Below are 17,034 nucleotides of genomic sequence, written 5' to 3'. Positions count from 1 at the left end.
AAGCCTGGCTGCTCATTGCCAACATGACCATGTGCCTCAACCGCTTAGCGCCTGCTTAATTCCCTAACACCCTCTTAATGAAGCAGTTCAACCACCGCTGCCTTCTGATTGGAGAAGGCACGGGCCGCCCCGGCCTGAGCAACTACGCCCTGGACCGTATCGAAAGCCTGGCGGCAAGCAGCGAGCCCTACCTGCCGCCACCCGCCAGCCTGGCCAGCCGCTTCGCCGACGTGGTAGGCGTGTCGGTGCCCGCCGAAAGCAGCGTGCCCGAGTTGGTACAGCTGCAATTTCGCGCCGGGCGCGGGCAGTACGTGCGTACCAAGCCCCTGCACCCCAGCCAGCAAGTGCTGGCCGAAACAGCCGATATACTGACCATTACCCTACGCGTAGTGCCCACGCCTGAGTTGGAAACGCTGCTCCTCAGCTTCGGCGACGACGTGGAGGTGCTAGCGCCGGCCAGCCTGCGCGAGCGCATAGGCACACGGCTGCGGGCAGCCGCCGCGCACTACGCGTAGCTAACCTAAGTTGCGGCGTAGCGTGCCGCACTGGCAAGTTTCAGCTGGCGAGGCCGCTTGGCCGGTTGGCCAGCTAGCGCCGGCGGACCGGCCAAGCGTAGCTCGCAACTTGGGTTAGCTAGTTCTTCTTTGGTTTGCGCCCGGCTTTCTTCACCTCCGTAATCGGCGCCGCCGTCACTAGCAGGCCCTCGCGGTGCAGCACATCGCGCAGGCCGTGCAGGGTCGGAAACTCCGTGCGTAGCTCCTGGGCCAGGCGCAGCACGGGCTCGGCGAGGCGGGGGGCGGTGCTGCGCATCGTGACGAGCCAGCGGCCGATGCGCTCGTAGAGAAATGCCCCGCGCTTGGCCTGAGCGCGGCCGTGCAGGTAAGCGGGAAGGCGGGTTTCCAGCTCCCGCATCAGGGGGGTGGGGTCGGCTTCGGCCAGGCGACTCATCGCTATTTCGACGTGATAGGGCGGGCTCACGCTCAGCCACTCCAGGCCCAGCACGAAGGCGCGCAGGCCGGCCGCATCCTGAGTGCGGGCCAGCAGGTCGGCGGCGAAGGCTACGCTGCCGCGCCGGGCCTGGGCGGCGGCCACGGCTTCGTGCACAAAATCAGTTACTGCGCCGGCTGTCAGCAGTGGGTGCAGGGCGTCAAAATCGGGGAGGCTATGGTTGGCCAGGGCGCGGTAGCGCAGGGCGGCGCGGGCGAGGTCGGGGGCCTGGCCGGCGGCGAAGGTGCGCAGGATGTAGTCGGCAAACTGGTCGGGCCAGGTAGCGAAGGCCGTGGCGGCGGTGCGCAGCTGGGCGGGCAGGTCGGCCTGGCTGGTGTAGTAGTGCAGCAGCTGCTGGGCCACGGCGGCATCGGTGGGTAGCAGGGTTTCGGCGGTGGCGGCCCAGGCCGCGTCGTCGGCCAGGGTTTGGGCGGCTTGCAGGCGCAGGCGGGTTTTGGCAGTGGGGCTGAGAACCGGGGCGGCGAGTAGCGGGGCTAGCTGCGGGGCCGCGGTGGCATCGGCGGCCAGGGCCAGCAGCAGCGGCTGCCAGCTGGCTTCGAAGCTCGGCCAGCGGGCGGGCGGGTTGGCCAGGTGCTGCTCCAGCCAGGCCAGGCCGGCCGGCAGCTCGGTGGGCGGCAGCACGGCCGTGAGCAGCGCGTCGGGCCAGCCGGCGGTGGTCAGCACGCCGTGCCACTGGTGCAGGGCATCCTCGCCGTAGTCGCCAAACAAGCCAAAATCGTCGCTGGCCGGCTCCTCTACCTGGTAAATGGCCGCGCAGGCCGTGGCCCAGTAGCGCAGGGCCAGCGTGAGCTGTCCGCCCCGCGCCAGCCCCAGTAGCTCGGCCGCGAAGGGGCCCAGGGCTTCGCGCAGCAGCTCATCGGCCGCTTCCTGCAAGCCATCGCCCTCGTCCTCTTCGTAATAAGAATCGCTGGTTTCCCACATATCCTCGTCAAACTCCAGCGTCAGGAGCGTGTCGGTGAGGCGCGCGGGCAGGCCGGTGAGCAGACGGGTTGGCGTGGCTTCGGTGGGGGCCGCCGGTTGGCCAAAGGCCAGAAACTGCCGGGCCAGGTCCTCGTTTTTGGCCAGGGCCTGCTTGAGAAAACGCAGCCGGTCGCCCTTCCTGCGGTCACCCCAGGCAGTTTTTACGGCCGCCGCCAAGGTGTTGCCAGCCAGGGCGGCGGTGGGGCTTTGGGCAGGCGCGGAACTGAGCTGGCCCCCGTCGTAGGTCTCCAGCACGGCCAAGCCCAACGCCACCTTATGCTTGCAGATGCCGTCGAAGGCATATGGGCAGTTGCAGCTAAACTTGGGCCCGGCCGCCGCCAGGCGCAGCCCCACGCGGTAGGGCCGGCTGCCCCGCACGGTGGCCGCGAAGGCCTCGCCCTCGCGGCGCAGCTTTTCCACCTGGCCTTCGTCGTAAAGCGTTTCGCTCCGCTCGAAGCTGTTGGCGTTGGCAAGGCGGCGCAGGGTCTGGCGGGTGAGCATAGGCGGCGAAGTACGTGGGCCGGCCGGCAAAAATAACGGCACGGCCCGCGCTCCCTGTAATGCCCTACCCACCCCGGCGATAAACCATTCTGAACTGCCGGCCCAGCCCGTACCTTGCCGGCCGGTTCGGTAGTTACCTCACCTTTTTTGGCGCGCTAAACGCCTGCTTCCCATGAGCTATTCGCTGATTTTATTCGGCCTCGTGCTGCTCACCCTCTTCCTGAGCTACGTCATTGTGCCGCAGGGCACGGTGGCGGTGGTCACAGTTTTTGGCAAATACCGGCGCGTGATGATGCCGGGCCTCAACTTCAAGCTGCCCTTTATCGAGAACGTGTACAAGCGCATCTCCATCCAGAGTCGCTCGCTGGAGCTTGAGTTTCAGGCCATTACCATTGACCAAGCCAACGTCAATTTCAAGGCCATGCTGGTGTACGCCGTCTTCGACCAAAGCGAGGAGGCCATCAAGCGGGTCGCCTTCAAGTTTGTGGACGAGCGTAGCCTCATGCAGGCGCTCATCCGCACCGTGGAGGGCAGTATTCGGGCCTTCGTGGCCACCCAGCGCCAGGCGGCAGTATTGAGTTTGCGCGGCGAAATTGTGCTGCACGTGAAGGACCAGCTCGACGAGACGCTCGAAAGCTGGGGCTACCACCTCATCGACTTGCAACTCAACGACATAGCCTTCGACGAGGAAATTATGCGCTCGATGGCTAAAGTGGTGGCTAGTAGTAACTTAAAAGCTGCCGCCGAAAACGAAGGCCAGGCGCTACTCATCACCAAAACCAAGGCCGCCGAAGCCGAGGGCAACGCCATCAAAATATCGGCTGAGGCCGAGAAGATTGCCGCCCAGCTGCGCGGTCAGGGCGTGGCGCTGTTCCGCGAAGAAGTCACGAAGGGCATGGCCCACGCCGTGCAGGAGCTGGCCGATAATAACCTGGACCCCAGCCTGGTATACTTCTCCATGTGGACGGAGGCCATCAAGCACTTTGCCGAGCAGGGCAAAGGCAACGTCATCTTCCTTGACGGCTCCAACGAAGGCCTGGAAAAGAATATGAAGCAGATGCTGGCCATGCAGCACCTTGACCGCCCGGCCGCTGGCCAGGCTCCGGTGGCGCGTTAAGAAATTGTTGCTATCGGCAGCCAGTGGCTTAAAAAGAACTGGAACAAGGCCGCGCGCGTATCTTTGCGGCGAAATAAAACAGGCTGTTTCAGATGAAGCAGCCTGTTTTGTTTCGCCCTCGCTTCTTCCCTGTGCCGCGCTGCCTCCAAGCTGTGCGTGCTGCCACCGCCCGCTGGGTGGCCCGCCGGCCAGGCCGCTCCTCATCCATGAGCTTTTGATTTTCGTAGTGTTAGGCCTCGCACGCGGCTGGTAGCCGCTGCTAAGTCTTTATCAACCAGCTTCCTTTCTCTGGGACCGACCGTTTCCCGGCTTTCACTTTTTCTTCTTATATGAAGCACCTCCTATTCAAAACCGCGCTGCTGAGCGGGGCTGCCGTGTTGGCCGCCGCGCCGCGCAGCCAAGCTCAAAACGCCGACCGCAAGTGGGGCGTGAGCGGCTACGCTACTACGCTGCAATACCGGGGCGACCTGGGCAGCAGCTTCTGGGATGCCCACAACCTCACCTACGGCGGCGGCCTCACCCTGAGCCGCTACGTGACCAAAGGCATCGACATCAACCTGTCGGCCAACCAGAGCACCTTGCGCTACCCTGGCAAAGAGAACACGTTCACCTTCATCAACAATGGCACGGGTGCGGCTTCGGGCCGCCGCTTCTACGCCAACATCAGCACGTTTGGCCTGGGCTTCAAGTTCAAGCTGAACAACGGCTGGGCGCTGAAGGAAGATGCTGTTATTCAGCCTTATATTCTGTTGCAGCCGGGCTACGCGTACATTTATACCCAGCGCTACGCCAACTATTCCAACGCCAACAGCAACGCCTCCAACTACGGCGCGTTTGATGGCCAGGCGGCTTTGGGCCTCACGTTCCGCATCACGCCGGGCTTCAGCATGTTTGCCCAGGCTGGCCAGCACTACCTCGACCGCGACGATAACCGCCTCGATGGTGTGGGGGGCAACTCGAGCGACGATGGCTTCTTCAACCAGTACGACCGCTACATGCAGTTCTCGGCGGGCCTTACCGCCAACTTTGGCAAGGCCAAAGACACCGACGGTGATGGCGTGCCTGACCGCAAGGACAAGTGCCCCGACACGCCTGCTGGCGTGAAAGTGGACGAAGCCGGTTGCCCCCTCGACACCGATGGCGACGGCGTAGCCGACTACCTCGACAAGTGCCCCGACGTGAAGGGCCTCGCGGCCCTGCAAGGCTGCCCCGACAGCGATGGCGACGGCGTAGCTGATGCCGACGACCGTTGCCCCAACACGCCCGCCGGCGTGAAAGTGGACGCCTCGGGCTGCCCGCTCGACGCCGACGGCGACAAAGTACCCGACTACCTCGACAAGTGCCCCGACACCCCCGCTGGTGCCCAAGTAGACGCCAACGGCTGCCCGCTTGACCGCGACGGCGACGGTGTGCCCGACTACATGGACCGCTGCCCCGACCGCGCCGGCCCCGCCAGTAACAAAGGCTGCCCCGAGATTAAGGCGGAGCAGAAGAAAATCCTGACTGAAGCCACCAAGTACATCCAATTCGACTTCGACAAGGCCACGCTGAAGCCCACCTCGTACCCGAAATTGCAACAGATGGTGCAGATTCTGAACGAGTACCCCGACTACTCGCTCAGCATTGCCGGCCACACCGACAGCAAAGGCGCCGACGACTACAACCTGCGTTTGAGCTACGAGCGCGCCGCTTCGGCCCGTGCTTACATGCTGAGCAAGGGCATCCCCGCCGACCGCATTGAGAGCCGTGGCTATGGCGAAACCAAGCCCATTGCCGACAATGCCAAGCCTGCTGGCCAGGCCCTGAACCGCCGCGTGGATTTTGACCCCTTCCTCACCGGCGAGCCCAACTCGGCCGAAGTGAAGTACGGTGCCGCCCCGCCCGAGCCTTCGGAAGCTGAGGTGAAAGCCGCCGCTGCCAAAGCCAAAGGCGCTGCCAAAAAAGCGCCCGCTAAGAAGAAAGCTGTCGTGCGCAAGAAGAAGTAAGCACTCGTTAAGCCTTCTGGCTAGTTTGAAAAGCAGCCCGCTCACGTTGAGCGGGCTGCTTTTTTTATGGGTCGGATGCTAGCGCGGACTACCAAATCTGCGCTACGTTAACGCGGTTAGGTAGGAGCGGGGCCGTTTCTTGGGGCGCCCGGCAAACCACGGCGCACCGAATCGGCTTTAACTTGCAGCCCGGTTGCGACGACAACGGTCGTGGCCGCCAACTTTGCTCTTATGGACGACGCTCTCCTTGCCAGCTACCAGCCCGTTATCGGGCTCGAAGTACACGCGCAGCTGCTGACGCACAGCAAAATGTATTCTTCCGATGAGAATGAGTACGGCTCGCTGCCCAACACCAACCTCTCGGTCATTACCCTGGGCCACCCCGGCACGCTGCCCCGCGTGAACCGCACGGCCGTGGACTTTGCCCTGAAAATGGGCCTGGCCACCAACTGCCAGATTCAGCGCGAGAACCTGTTTGCGCGCAAAAATTACTTTTACCCCGACCTACCCAAGGGCTACCAGATTACGCAGGACAAAACGCCGATTTGCTACGGCGGCCACCTCGATATCCGGCTCGCCGATGGCAGCACGCGCCGCATTGGCATCACCCGCATTCACATGGAGGAAGACGCGGGTAAGTCGATGCACTTGGCCGGCGAAACGGAAACCCTCGTGGACCTCAACCGCGCCGGCGTGCCGCTCATCGAAATCGTGAGCGAGCCCGATATCCGCACCGAGGAGGAAGCCTACGCCTATCTGGCCGAAATCAAGAAGCTGGTCGAGTACCTGGGCATCTGCGACGGCAACATGGAGGAAGGCTCGTTGCGTTGCGATGCCAACGTGAGCGTGATGAAAAAAGGTGCTACCGAGTACGGTACGAAGGTGGAGGTCAAGAACATGAACTCCTTCCGCAACGTGCAGCGCGCCATTGAGCACGAGGTAGTTCGGCAGATTCAGATTCTGGAAGCCGGGAGCGAGGTAGATTCCGAAACCCGGGGCTTCGACGCGGCCAGCGGCACCACCAACGGCCAGCGCTCGAAGGAGACGCTGAACGACTACCGCTATTTCCCCGAGCCCGACCTGCCGCCGCTCATCATCGACGATGCCTGGCTGCACCGCGTGCAGGCCGAGCTGCCGGCCCTGCCGCAGCAGCTCTACGCCCGCTTCACGGGCGAGCTGGGCTTGAGCGACTACGACGCTAACGTGCTCATCGACCAGAAGGAAGTGGCCCAGTACTTCGACGACCTGGCCCGCCTGATGCCCCCGGCCAGCGCCAAAGCCGCCGCCAACTGGATAATGGGCCCCGTGAAGTCATACCTTAACGAGCGGGCCCTGGAAATCAACGACTTCCCGCTCGACCCCGGCCAGCTGGCCGGCATCATCGAGCTCATCGAAGCTGGTAAAATCAACTACTCAGTGGCCAGCAAGCAGCTGTTCCCCTACCTGCTCGACCACCCGCAGGCCAACGCCACCGGCGCGGCCGACGAGCTGGGCCTACTCACCAAGGCCGATGCCGGCGAGCTGGAGGCGCTGGTGCAACAAGTGCTGGCCGCCAACCCCGCCAAAGTAGCCGAGTACCGCGCCGGCAAAAAGTCGCTCACCGGCATGTTTATGGGCGAGCTCATGAAGCTGACCAGCGGCAAGGCCGACCCCAAACTAGCCAACCAGCTGCTGCGGCAGGGCCTCGACGGCTAGCCGGCAAAAAGGGCTGCTGCGGAACCAGTTGGCCCGTTTTTAGCTTTGTGCGGCAGCTGCCAGCTGCGGCCGATGGCGTTTTTATTCTTTGTCAATGACCTCCTTTATGAAACCTACCCTCGTTGCCGTCGCGCTACTCGGCCTCACCAACGCCTGCCAGAACGCCAGCGCCGCCGAAGGGTACGAAATCAACGGCCAGCTGCGCAACCTGCCGGCCGGCACCACGCTCCACCTTTCGGAGCTAACCAGCAGCCAGTTTGTAGAGCGCGGCACGGCCAAAACCGATGCCCAAGGCAAGTTCACGTTCAAGGGTACGCTGCCCGTGACGGCGGCCGTGTACCAGCTTAAGGTAGACGAGCCCAACCAGGTGCTGCTGGTGCTTGACAACAAGACGCGCCTTACCCTCTCGGGCGACGCGAAAAGCCTGGCATCCAGCTACATGGTGAAGGGTTCGAAAGACTCGGAAGTCATTCAGCAGCTGACGCGCACCATGAACGCCAGCCGCGGCCAAATGGAGCGCCTGGGCCAGCGCTACAATGCCGCTGGCTCGGCCGGCCAAAAGGATTCGCTCGCCATTATCGAGCAGAAATACAACGTGTTGCAGCGCGCCACGGCCAACCGGGCCAAGGCCGTTATTCGGCGCAATGCGGGCTCGGTGGCGGCGGGCTTCGCCACGCTCAGCTTCGTGAACCCCGACGACGACTTCGCTTTTGCCGATTCTATCGCCGGCATTCAGCGCAAAACGCAGCCCGGCTCGCCCTTCACCCAGGCGCTGAGCGAGCGCCTGGAGCCGCTGCGGGCCACGGCCATTGGCACGGCCGCGCCCGAAATCAACCTGGCTACGCCCGATGGTAAAAACTTGTCGCTCAAGGGTATGCGTGGTAAGTACGTGCTCGTTGATTTCTGGGCCAGCTGGTGCGGCCCCTGCCGACAGGAAAACCCGAACGTCGTCAAAGCCTACAACCAGTTCAAGGATAAGGGCAAGGGCTTCACGGTGTTCAGCGTGTCGCTGGACGACGATAAGGACCGTTGGACCAAGGCCATCGCCGCCGACGGCCTGCTGTGGCCCAACCACGTGTCGGACCTCAAAAAGTGGAACAACGCCGCCGCCGCTGCTTACGGCGTGCAGTCCATCCCGGCCTCGTTCCTGCTCGACCCCAACGGCAAAATCATCGGCAAAAACCTGCGCGGTCCCGCCCTGGAGGCTAAGCTGGCGGAGGTGCTGAAGTAAGGTTTGCGGCCGTAGCTTATTGGCTTTACTATAAAAAGGGACGTCCGGCATTGCCGGACGTCCCTTTTTTGGGCTGTTCGGACGTAGCGCGACGCTTCCGCCTCGTGCGCGAGCATAGCGAGCAGGCGGTACCGCACGACCCGAGGTGCGAGCTGCTCGCTGTGCTCGCGCACGAAGCGGAAGCGTCGCGCTACTGGCAAGTTGCGCTACTTGGTAGCGGGCGGGGGCTGGTAGTCTAGCGGCAACAGGTCGCCCATCTGCATAAAGCCCCAGTATCCCTCACTGAGTAGTGCGAGCGGGTCGGTGGGGGTGCCGATGGCATCTAGCTCGGCCTCAGTATTTTGGGTGAGGTGTAATACTGATGCCTGCTCGCGCCCCGGCGTGAGTGTGAGGCTGAGCTGGTGGTAGTTGGCATCGGGCTTGGCTCGTAGGTAGGTCACGGCCAGTAGGTCGGGGAAGCGGAGCCACACCCGGCCGGCGGCGGCCCGGCGATAACCGGCGGGTGGCAATAATGGCGCAAACAGGTAGTTAAGCACGCGTGGCTGCTTCAACGCTTGCCAGATGGAATCGGGCAGGCTGACTTGGCCGGTTAGCTGCCCCGCTGCCAACGTGAGGCGGCGCACGCTGTCGGCCCGGGCCCAGCGGCGGTTGGGCACGCGCCGCAGGCGCTGCACCTCGAAGCCCGCCTCCGCTACTTGGTTGGCGTGTACGCTACGCAAAAAGTGCAGCAGCGAGCCCGCGTAGGCGCGCTGCCGGTTGGCAGCCCAGCGCCGCTGCCGGGCGGTGCCGCCCGGTAGCTCCCGAAAGGCAAGGTGGCTGAGCGAAGTCACGGTTTGCTCGTCGCGGGCAAAATTGGCCTGGAAGTCGAGGTCGTAGAAAATGAGGCGGTAGCCCAGCGCCGGGTTGTCTACTTCGAGGGCATGGGGTGCGCTGGCCGTGAGCACGTTGCGCTCCGGGTCGTAGTCAATTTGCACGGCATCAGGGTTGCGTACCCGGCACTGCTTGGCTAGGGTGGAGGTGCCTAGGAACAGCTCCAGGAAGCGCTGGTAGTCGGCGGCCCGGTGCGGGTTGGGGCGTACCACCACTTCGGCCAGCTGCTGGGCGGCGGGCGGCAGTGCCATGTCGAAGGGCCCGACAGCCCCCGCGGCGACTACAAGGGCCCGCTGCCGAAGCTGATACCCTAAATAAGTGGCTGCCAGCTCATAATGCCCCGCTGGCACGCCCGTCAGCGCGTAGTGGCCCTGCGCATCGGTAGTGGCCCCGCGCGTAGTATTGGCCAGAAACACGCTGGCAAACGGCAGCGGCTGGCGCGTGAGCGAGTCGCGCACCGTGCCGCTGATGGTAACCTGCGCTGCTGCAGACAACGCGCACAGCAGCTGCAAAAGAAGAATTCGGAGTAGAAGCACGGCGCAAACATACGAAACTCCCGTAGTAGTACGAATAATTCGTACTACTACGGGAGTTTCGTATGTTTGCGCCGCTTATAAGTTAATAAGCCGTTAACGCCTGACTATTAGCGCGCCGCGTTCCCCTCATGGATGCTAATGGCGTAGCCGCCGCCTGGGGCGCAGTACTGCGTCAGCTTCGACGCGCTGGTCACTTTCACGGTGCGGATAGCGTAGGCCTGCGGGTTTTTTTCGTAGTGGGCGTTCTTGCCATCGGCGTAGATGGTGGCCGTGTACTGCTTGCCGGGGTCGAGAAAGCTCAGGCTAATGGCCGAGGTGCGGCCCTGCTCATCGCAGGTGCTGCCCACAAACCAGCTGCTCTTGCCCTTGGCCTTGCGAGCGATGGTGATGTAGTCGCCGGGCTCGGCTTCGAGCACGTGGCTGTCGTCCCAGTCCACGGCCACGTCTTCGATAAACTGGAAGGCGTCGAGAAACTTGTTGTAGGTTTCGGGTAAGTCGGCCGCCATTTGCAGGGGCGAGTACATCGTCACGTACAGGGCTAGCTGCCGGGCCAAGGTGCTGTGCACAAAGGACTTATTGCTGGGATTGTAGGCACTGACTTTCGTCTGAAAAATGCCAGGCGTGTAGTCCATCGGCCCGCCGATGAGGCGGGTAAAGGGCAGAATGGTGGTATGGTCCACGTTGTTGCCCCCGAAGGCCTCATACTCGGTGCCGCGGGCCGCCTCGTTGCCGATGAGGTTGGGGTAGGTGCGGGCCAGGCCGGTGGGGCGCACGGCCTCGTGGGCGTTCACCATGATTTTATACTTGGCCGCCTCCGTGATGGTGTAGAGGTAGTGGTTGTTAATCCACTGACCGTAATGGTGTTCGCCGTGCGGCAGAATGTCGCCCACGTAGCCGCTTTTCACGGCACTGTAGCCGTTATCAGCCATGAATTTATAGGCTTTATCGAGGTGGCGCTCGTAGTTGCGCACCGAGCCGCTGGTTTCGTGGTGCATGATAATTTTGATGCCTTTGCCGGCCGCGTAGCGGTGCAGCTCCTGCACATCAAAGTCGGGGTAGGGCGTCACGAAGTCAAACACGTAGTCCTTGCTCTGGCCAAACCAGTCTTCCCAGCCGGTGTTCCAGCCCTCCACCAGCACGGCGTCGAGGTGGTGCTGGGCCGCGAAGTCGATGTACTCCTTCACGTGGGCCGTGTTGGCGGCGTGCGTGCCGTTGGGCTTGACCTTGGCGTAGTTGGTGGAGTCCAGCTTGATGTTGCCGCCGTTGGTGTACGACCACGTGCTTTTGCCGGTAATCATCTCCCACCACACGCCCACGTATTTGGTAGGCTTAATCCACGAAACATCCTGGTATTTAGTGGGTTCGTTGAGGTTGAGCACCAGCTTCGACTCCAGAATATCGCCGGCTTTATCGCTCACAATCACCGTGCGCCAGGGCGACAGGCAGGGCGTTTGGAGGTAGCCTTTGTTGCCCTGCGCGTCGGGCGTGAGGTGCGATTCGAGCACCATATTCTTATCGTCCAGCTCCAGCGACATGGTCGAATAGTCAATCAGCGCCGCCTCGTGCAGGTTGATGTACAGCCCGTCGGGGCTCTTGAGCATGAGGGGCGTTTGCAGGCCGGTGGGCGAAAACGTGGTTTGCGAGGCGTTGGGCGTCACGGCCTTTTTCATCAGGCCGCGCACCTCCGACAGCTTCGAGGTGGTGGTGCTGTACTCCTGCGTGTCGTAGTCGCCGGGCAGCCAGAAGGCCTTGTGGTCGCCGGCCAGGGCAAACTGCGTGCGCTCCTCCTTCACCACGAAGTAAGCCAGCTCGGGCTGCTTGGGGAAGTCGTAGCGAAAGCCCAGCCCGTCGTCGAACACCCGGAAGTGTACCAGCATGGTGCGCTTGGTGGCGGCCTGCGTAAGCGTGACAGTCAGCTCGTTGTAATGGTTGCGGATGGTTTTAACCTCACCCCACACCGGCTGCCAGCTTTGGTCAAACGTCGTTTTCTTGGCATCAGCCACGGCAAAGCCGCTGGTCAGGCCCGGCCCCTGCTTGAGGTCTAGGCCCAGCTTGCTGGTTTTGATAACCGGCCGGCCCTTGTACGTGAGGCTGTAAGTGGGCACCCCGCCGGCTTGCAGCGTAAAATTGAGCGTGAGCTGGTTATTGGGCGACTTAATCTCCTCGGCCTGCGCGCGCAGGCCCAGCAAAGAGAGGCAAAGCAGCGTTAGTGCGAGAGGAGCAGGCCGCCAGTGGGTGGGGAAGGATAGGTTCATTGGATGGGAAATGTAATAGACTGATAATAACTTATGTATGGTGCTTGCGCGGCGCGCTATCGGCGCTGCCCGGGTGCATTAGCAAAGAGCTACCAGCAAGCAGCTAGCCCAAAAACATGCGCTGCAAGCCGCCCCACAGGCGCTTCTTGAGGCTCACGTCGTACTCAATCATCTCTACTTCGGCCCCGGCCAGGTAGGAGAGGCCCACGGCCGGAAATTGCACCGGCTCGTAAATCTGGGTGGTGCGCACGGCCACGTCGAGCAGGTTTTTGCCGAAAGCCAGAATATGGGTGGCGGCAATTTCCTTGCGCAGGTTTTGCAAGGCCACCGGGTAGTTGCCTTCCACGTTCACCAGCACCACGTCGGCCATCACTAACTGAATGGCTTGCAGTAGCTTATTGAGAAAAACATTGCGCGGCAACTTCTGAAATTGCTCGGGCGGCAGGCGTACCAGCAGCACTACACCCTGCGCATTGCTGCCCAGCGTGGCAAACTTTGTGAGCAGGTAAGGCGCTACGGGTGGGTCGGTGGCCGGGCCCGGGCCTTTGATGGCCGGCGGAGCTACCGGCTCCGGCTGGGGCATCGGGGCCGCTGCTACGGGCGGCGGCACCGGCGCCGCCCGGGTTACCGGGGCCGCCAGCACAGTCGGCGGTACTGGCTCCGGCCTGGCTATTGGCGCCACTACTGGGCTCGGGAGTACCGTGGCCAGCGAGGGCAATTTGCCGGGTAGAGCAGGTAAGCTGGGTAGGTTGGTTATGGCTGGGGGCGGCGTTGCCGGGGGCAAGGCGGCGGCCACTGGCGCAACACTTGCAGCCACTGGGGCGGGTAGCGCGGTGGCCACAACTGGCAATGCGGCGATGGCTTCCACGGCCGGCTCGGTAGCCTCGTGGGGCATGTAGAGCGTAACGCCGGTGTAGAAGTTTTGCAGGAAGGCCAGGGTGCCGCTTTGCTCGTCCTCAGTCATATATGTGAGGTGTTAGGCCAGTTCAAACATAGCTTTTAGCTCGGCGGCATCGCTGGGCTTCATGCGGCCGGCGAGCACTAGGCGCAGCTGCCGGCGGCGCAAAGCCCCGTCGTAAAGGGCGATTTCCTCGGCGGTTTCGGGCAGGGCCTCGGGCACGTCGATGGGGCGGCCCGACTGGTCGACGGCCACGAAGGTGAAGAACGCCTCGTTGGTTTTGAGCTTGGTGCCGCTGGGGATATCCTCGGCCCACACGTCGATGTGCACCTCCATGCTGGAGGCGAAGGCGCGCGTCACCTGGGCTTGCAGCGTCACCACGTTGCCCAGGCGGATGGGGTCGCGAAACGATACGTTATCGACCGACGCCGTCACCACGATGCGGTTGGAGTGCTTTTGGGCGGCGATGGCGGCGGCAATGTCCATAAGGTGCATCATGCGGCCGCCCATCAAGTTGTTGAGGGTGTTGGTGTCGTTGGGGAGCACCAGCTCGGTCATGATGACGAACGAGTCGGAGACGGGGCGTTGCTTGCGCACTTTCGTTGGATTAAGAATTGGCAATGAAAAAGGAAGAGTGAGGTGGGTGGGAAGGTGCGCAAAGGTACGGCCGGTGGCAATGGGGCAAGAGGCAGGTCTTCGGCAGGAAGAAGCTAGAAGAAGGAGGCGTCAGGCTGCTAAGGATGCATGCCAACTTCTACCTCCTTCACTTAAACCGCCCAGCCGGCCGCGCCGAGCAGGGGCACGAAGCGGCAGTCGCCAAACTCCTCGCGCAGATACGACTCGGGCCCCTCGCGGGTGATGCGCAGCAGCTGTTGCTGGCCGGGGTCGGCGGTGCCCACCGGCACCACCAGCCGCCCGCCAATGCGCAGCTGCCGCAGCAGGGCCGGCGGCAAGCCCGGCGCACCGGCCGTAACCAGGATGCCATCGAAGGGCGCGTGGCCCGGTAGGCCCAGCGAACCATCGCCCAGGTGCAGGCCCGCGGTGGGCAGGCCCAGCGCCGCCAGCCGCTGCCGCCCGCGCTCAAACAGTACGTGGTTGAATTCTATACTTTGCACATTATCAGCCAACTGGCATAGCACCGCGAACTGATAGCCTGAACCCGTACCCACTTCCAATAGCTGCTGCCCGGGCCGAATACCTAGCAGCTCGGTTTGGTAGGCCACGGTGCTGGGCTGCGAAATCGTTTGGCCCTCGCCAATGGGAAAGGCCTTGTCGTGGTAGGCGTGGGCCTCGAAGGCGGGCTCAAAAAACAAGTGGCGTGGCACCGCGTTGATGGCCGCCAGCACGCGCTCGTCGCGGATGTTGCGCTGCTCGCGCAGCAGCGTGATGAGGGCCCGGCGCTGGCCCCGGTGGCGGTATGAATCGGGTAGAGGTTGGATAAAGGAAAGCAGCTTAGTGAAAAAAAACGGGCCTATTAGGCAAGCGCAAGCTGAACCTAGTGACCCGCAACAGCCTGAGAGAGTAGCTAAAGGCCTACCTAATCGAATGGCAGGGTGAACAAATAACCCGCAAAGCCAGGTAACTGGTCTATTTTTGCGGGGTCCGCTGCAAAATTACACCCCATCTGGCCCGCCCCTTGTCGCTTCGTCGAATTCAGTACATCAAGCTTGTGGCGGCCGACTTTGGCGCGGCGTTGCTGGCCTGGGTCGTATTTTTTCTGCTGCGCAAATACCTACTGAGCGAGTTAGTGGACTACCGCTTCACGGAGAATGCGCTGGTGTACCTGGCGGGGGCAGCCGTGCTGGTGGCGCTATTCTGGACCACGCTCTACGCGCTGCTGGGCGAGTACCGCGATATTTTTCGCAAATCGCGCCTGAGCGAGATTATCCGCCTAGCACGCGTGTCGCTGCTGGGGGCGGTCGTCATCTTTTTTGCGCTGTTGCTCGACGACCAGGGGGTGAGCAACTACCACGCGTATTACAAGACGTTTGGGTCGTATTACCTGTTGCATTTTGCCATCACGGCGGTGCTGCGTACCTGGGCCGTAAGTAGCGTGCAGCAACTGGTGCGGCGGGGTGATATCTCCTTTCCTACGCTGCTGGTGGGGTCCAATCAGCTGGCGCTGAGCACTTACACCGATTTACAGCACACGGGGCGGCACTTGGGGCTGCGGCTGGTGGGGTTCACGCCGATGGGCACTACCGTGGCGGCCGAGCTGGCCCAGGCCTTGCCCGCGGCCGGCTCGTACCAGCAGCTGCCCGAGCTGATTCAGAGCCTGGGTATCGAGCAGGTTATCATCGCCATTGAGCCGAGCGAGCACCGTCGCATTCAGGAAATTCTGAATTTGCTGGAGGGCTCGGTAGTACGCATCAGCGTGCTGCCCGACCTCTACCAGATGCTGCTGGGGTCGGTGAAAGTCAACCACGTATTTGGCACGCCGCTCATCGAAATCAAGCAGGATTTGCTGCCCGTGTGGCAGCAGGTGCTCAAGCGGATGCTCGACGTGGGGGCTTCCAGCGTGTTTTTGCTGCTGGCCTGGCCGGTGTACCTGTTCACGGCGCTCATGGTGCGCTCGTCGTCGCCGGGGCCCATTTTTTACCGGCAGCCGCGCATTGGTCGGCACGGCGTGCCGTTCGATATTATCAAGTTTCGCTCGATGTACGTCGATTCGGAGAAGCAGGGGCCGCTGCTCAGCTCCGACCACGACCCGCGCATCACCAAGTGGGGCCGCTTTATGCGCAAGGTGCGGCTCGACGAGTTTCCGCAGTTCTGGAACGTTATCAAGGGCGATATGAGCTTGGTGGGGCCGCGCCCCGAACGCCAGTTCTTCATCGACCAGATTGTCAAAATCGCGCCCCACTACCGCCACCTGCACCGTGTGCGCCCCGGCCTCACCAGCCTGGGCCAAGTGAAATACGGCTACGCCGAAACTGTAGCCCAGATGGTGGAGCGCCTGAAATTCGACATCCTCTACATCGAAAACATGAGCCTGGCCATGGACTTCCGGGTGCTGCTCTACACCTTTAAAATCATTCTGGAAGGCCGGGGCAAATAAAATCGCAGATTTAGACAGATTGCGCTGATTTCGCTGATTCGAACGGCGCGGTTTTGCCCCGCTTGACGCTAGTTCAAGCTTGTTTGCTGGTCAGCGTTCGCCTCAAACTACTATTTCTTTGTGTCAAGGGCTCTATGTCCACAAGCTTTTTGTTCTCAACAAGTACCATACGCTACTGGTAGTTACCAGCAATAGCGCGCCGTTCGAATAAGCGAAATCTGCGCAACCTGTCTAAATCTGCGATTTATGTTTACCGGAATAATTGAAGCCGTCGGCACCGTAGTAGCCGTCGAAAACCAGGGCACCAACCGCCATTTCACCATTCAGTCGCCCTTCGCCGGCGAGTTGAAAATCGACCAGAGCGTGGCCCACGACGGCGTGTGCCTCACGGTGGTAGCGCTCGACGTAGCCGCGGGCACCCACGTGGTAACGGCCATCGATGAAACCCTGAAAAAGACCAACCTGGGCCAGTGGGCACCCGGCCGCCACCTCAACCTGGAGCGCTGCCTGGCCGCGGGTGGGCGCTTCGACGGCCACATTGTGCAGGGCCACGTCGATGCCACCGCCGAGTGCCTGCGCGTGCAGGACCAGGATGGCTCCTGGCTGTTCCGCTTCCGGCACGCGGCCGGCCCGCAGCGCCTCACGGTGGAGAAGGGCTCCATCACCATCAACGGTGTGAGCCTCACCTGTTTCGAGAGCACCGACACGGAGTTTTCGGTGGCCATTATTCCCTACACCTACGAGCACACTGGCTTTCACCAGCTGCAAGCCGGCGAGCTGGTCAACCTGGAGTTTGACATCGTGGGCAAGTATGTGGCCAAGCTGCTGGCCAGCCAGGGGCTTATTGCCAGCGTAGCGGCGTAAGTGATTGCCAATGAGCTAGTAAAGGGGAGGTGGCCAGGACAGGTCGCTTCCCTTTTTAT

At 62.3% G+C, this 17,034-nt stretch carries 13 protein-coding genes; 7 read left to right on the top strand and 6 right to left on the bottom strand.

Features of this window, described 5'->3' with window-relative positions; all coding sequences use genetic code 11:
* The first annotated feature begins 77 nt into the window (after positions 1–77).
* Positions 78–515: a helix-turn-helix transcriptional regulator gene (locus ACYVGC_RS08650; RefSeq protein ID WP_460583410.1), complete on the top strand. Its 438-nt coding sequence runs from the start codon at positions 78–80 to the stop codon at positions 513–515.
* A 118-nt stretch (positions 516–633) separates the two neighbouring features.
* On the opposite strand, the gene ACYVGC_RS08645 is transcribed toward ACYVGC_RS08650, so the two are convergent.
* Positions 634–2,469 (bottom strand): SWIM zinc finger family protein, encoded by a 1,836-nt coding sequence (locus ACYVGC_RS08645; protein ID WP_460583409.1) that lies wholly within the window; start codon positions 2,467–2,469, stop codon positions 634–636.
* Between the two features lie 172 nt (positions 2,470–2,641).
* Between ACYVGC_RS08645 and ACYVGC_RS08640 the strand changes: the two genes are divergently transcribed.
* The 4 genes from ACYVGC_RS08640 (at position 2,642) to ACYVGC_RS08625 (ending at position 8,497) form a co-directional block, all read left to right on the top strand.
* Entirely contained in the window at positions 2,642–3,586 is a 945-nt protein-coding gene (locus ACYVGC_RS08640) for an SPFH domain-containing protein (RefSeq protein WP_460583408.1), read from the top strand.
* Between the two features lie 329 nt (positions 3,587–3,915).
* Positions 3,916–5,571 (top strand): OmpA family protein, encoded by a 1,656-nt coding sequence (locus tag ACYVGC_RS08635; RefSeq protein WP_460583407.1) that lies wholly within the window; start codon positions 3,916–3,918, stop codon positions 5,569–5,571.
* Positions 5,572–5,802: 231 nt separating this feature from the next.
* Complete coding sequence (gatB, locus tag ACYVGC_RS08630) at positions 5,803–7,266, top strand: Asp-tRNA(Asn)/Glu-tRNA(Gln) amidotransferase subunit GatB (RefSeq protein WP_460583406.1); 1,464 nt, start codon at positions 5,803–5,805, stop codon at positions 7,264–7,266.
* 106 nt (positions 7,267–7,372) lie between these two features.
* Positions 7,373–8,497, top strand: coding sequence for a redoxin family protein (locus ACYVGC_RS08625; RefSeq protein WP_460583405.1), 1,125 nt, complete (start codon positions 7,373–7,375; stop codon positions 8,495–8,497).
* 206 nt (positions 8,498–8,703) lie between these two features.
* On the opposite strand, the gene ACYVGC_RS08620 is transcribed toward ACYVGC_RS08625, so the two are convergent.
* The 5 genes from ACYVGC_RS08620 to ACYVGC_RS08600 all read right to left on the bottom strand — a co-directional run bounded on the left by ACYVGC_RS08620 (position 8,704) and on the right by ACYVGC_RS08600 (position 14,495).
* A complete protein-coding gene (locus ACYVGC_RS08620) occupies positions 8,704–9,903 on the bottom strand; it encodes a carboxypeptidase-like regulatory domain-containing protein (RefSeq protein ID WP_460583404.1) in 1,200 nt (399 codons plus the stop codon).
* A gap of 107 nt (positions 9,904–10,010) precedes the next feature.
* Entirely contained in the window at positions 10,011–12,158 is a 2,148-nt protein-coding gene (locus ACYVGC_RS08615) for a glycoside hydrolase family 97 protein (RefSeq protein WP_460583403.1), read from the bottom strand.
* Positions 12,159–12,261: 103 nt separating this feature from the next.
* Entirely contained in the window at positions 12,262–13,122 is an 861-nt protein-coding gene (locus ACYVGC_RS08610) for a hypothetical protein (RefSeq protein ID WP_460583402.1), read from the bottom strand.
* A 12-nt stretch (positions 13,123–13,134) separates the two neighbouring features.
* Positions 13,135–13,614, bottom strand: a complete 480-nt coding sequence (locus tag ACYVGC_RS08605) for an acyl-CoA thioesterase (RefSeq protein WP_460583418.1) — start codon at positions 13,612–13,614, stop codon at positions 13,135–13,137.
* Between the two features lie 209 nt (positions 13,615–13,823).
* Positions 13,824–14,495, bottom strand: a complete 672-nt coding sequence (locus ACYVGC_RS08600; protein ID WP_460583417.1) for a protein-L-isoaspartate(D-aspartate) O-methyltransferase — start codon at positions 14,493–14,495, stop codon at positions 13,824–13,826.
* Between the two features lie 197 nt (positions 14,496–14,692).
* Between ACYVGC_RS08600 and ACYVGC_RS08595 the strand changes: the two genes are divergently transcribed.
* Complete coding sequence (locus ACYVGC_RS08595) at positions 14,693–16,111, top strand: sugar transferase (protein WP_460583401.1); 1,419 nt, start codon at positions 14,693–14,695, stop codon at positions 16,109–16,111.
* 246 nt (positions 16,112–16,357) lie between these two features.
* Positions 16,358–16,975: a riboflavin synthase gene (locus ACYVGC_RS08590; RefSeq protein ID WP_460583400.1), complete on the top strand. Its 618-nt coding sequence runs from the start codon at positions 16,358–16,360 to the stop codon at positions 16,973–16,975.
* The last annotated feature ends 59 nt before the right edge of the window (positions 16,976–17,034 follow it).

It is taken from the genome of Hymenobacter arcticus (assembly GCF_054779975.1).
This window is presented reverse-complemented; position numbering and strand designations above follow the sequence as displayed.

Bases quoted from the DNA above. Each gene is read 5' to 3' on its own strand.
- ACYVGC_RS08650 (WP_460583410.1), top strand. From the start codon at position 78: ATGAAGCAGTTCAACCACCGCTGCCTTCTGATTGGAGAAGGCACGGGC.
- ACYVGC_RS08640 (WP_460583408.1), top strand. From the start codon at position 2,642: ATGAGCTATTCGCTGATTTTATTCGGCCTCGTGCTGCTCACCCTCTTC.
- ACYVGC_RS08615 (WP_460583403.1), bottom strand. From the start codon at position 12,158: ATGAACCTATCCTTCCCCACCCACTGGCGGCCTGCTCCTCTCGCACTA.
- ACYVGC_RS08605 (WP_460583418.1), bottom strand. From the start codon at position 13,614: ATGACCGAGCTGGTGCTCCCCAACGACACCAACACCCTCAACAACTTG.
- ACYVGC_RS08635 (WP_460583407.1), top strand. From the start codon at position 3,916: ATGAAGCACCTCCTATTCAAAACCGCGCTGCTGAGCGGGGCTGCCGTG.
- ACYVGC_RS08590 (WP_460583400.1), top strand. From the start codon at position 16,358: ATGTTTACCGGAATAATTGAAGCCGTCGGCACCGTAGTAGCCGTCGAA.
- ACYVGC_RS08610 (WP_460583402.1), bottom strand. From the start codon at position 13,122: ATGACTGAGGACGAGCAAAGCGGCACCCTGGCCTTCCTGCAAAACTTC.
- ACYVGC_RS08625 (WP_460583405.1), top strand. From the start codon at position 7,373: ATGAAACCTACCCTCGTTGCCGTCGCGCTACTCGGCCTCACCAACGCC.
- gatB (WP_460583406.1), top strand. From the start codon at position 5,803: ATGGACGACGCTCTCCTTGCCAGCTACCAGCCCGTTATCGGGCTCGAA.
- ACYVGC_RS08645 (WP_460583409.1), bottom strand. From the start codon at position 2,469: ATGCTCACCCGCCAGACCCTGCGCCGCCTTGCCAACGCCAACAGCTTC.